Origin of the sequence: Methylobacter sp. BBA5.1, from assembly GCF_000746145.1 — a bacterium.
Lineage (GTDB): Bacteria > Pseudomonadota > Gammaproteobacteria > Methylococcales > Methylomonadaceae > Methylobacter > Methylobacter marinus.
Genome location: NZ_JQKS01000086.1, coordinates 1 through 1339 on the forward strand (window position 1 = coordinate 1; position 1339 = coordinate 1339).

Below are 1339 nucleotides of genomic sequence, written 5' to 3' on the forward strand. Positions count from 1 at the left end.
GTGGCGGGCGTCAAGGCGACTGTCGCTGGCGGCGGCGTATCAGGCACCGATGCCGCGACCATCGGCGGCAGTCTGATTATGGATTCAGATAAAGCCTTTACCGCGACAAGTTCAGATGCCACAGGCGGCATATTCGCAGCCACAACGCCGCAATCGTCTACTTTGCAGAAAGTCTCCAGTATCGATATCGGCACACAAGCCGGCTCTAACAATGCCTTATCGGTTATCGATGGCGCCTTGGCGGCCATTTCCAATTCACGGGCGGATCTGGGTGCTGTACAGAACCGGTTCAGTTCAACGATTGCCAACCTGGAGAACGTCTCGCAGAACGTATCGGCGGCACGTTCACGGGTTCAGGATGCCGATTTCGCCAAGGAATCAGCCAACCTGGCCAGAGGGCAGATATTGCAGCAGGCGGGTACCGCCATGCTGGCGCAGGCCAATGCCTCAACCCAAAATGTGATGCAGCTTTTACAAGGCTAAATGCAATGAAATTCAACAGGGGCGATCGACAAGTCGCTCCTGCGATTGAACAGAATTTCGTAGCTGATCTGTTTTTTAGATTAATGAAAATATTGTTGAAAAAATTTTAAAGTTTCTTGATGCGATGACGATAACACTTATGAAATAAAAATTTCATTATCTAGTTTAGGAGATGGGTCATGGCTCAAGTTATTAATACAAATGTATCTTCATTAAATGCCCAACGCCAGTTAAACAGGTCCTCAGCGGCTCAATCAACGGCGATGGAAAGGTTGTCTTCCGGTTTAAGAATCAACAGCGCCAAGGATGACGCGGCCGGCCTAGGCATTGCGGATCGGATGACTTCGCAAATCAGAGGTTTGGATCAATCAGTCAGAAATGCCAATGACGGCATCTCATTGTCGCAGGTGGCCGAAGGCGCGCTGCAGGAATCGACTAATATTTTGCAAAGGATGCGTGAGCTGGCCGTGCAGTCGGCGAATGATTCCAACAGCGCCTCAGACCGCGCGAATCTGCAAAAAGAGGTGGGGCAGCTGCAAAGCGAGTTGGATCGTATTGCTAACACCACGACTTTTAACGGTAAAAAATTATTGGATGGCAGCTTTTCGGGGCAGCAATTTCATGTCGGCTCCCAGGCCAATCAAACTATTGATGTGACTATCAGCGGGGCTACTACAGAAATACTGGGTAACCACCGCCTGACTAACGAAGATGCGGCGACCACGGCTATGAATGATGCGGTCGGTGCAAGCTTAGTTAATAACGTGTTGGCTCAAACATTGACAGTTTCAGGAAGCCTGGGCTCGAAAGATATCAGTGTTGGCGCTAATGATTCAGCCAAAAGCATCGCCGATGC

General features: G+C 50.0%; 1 protein-coding gene and 1 pseudogene. Both read left to right on the forward strand.

Features of this window, described 5'->3' with window-relative positions; translation table 11 throughout:
• The coding region (locus EK22_RS21810; protein ID WP_255360602.1) for a flagellin at positions 1–483 on the forward strand (483 nt) is incomplete at its 5' end.
• Between the two features lie 179 nt (positions 484–662).
• A pseudogene (locus EK22_RS21815) lies at positions 663–1339 on the forward strand (flagellin); the annotation flags it as partial.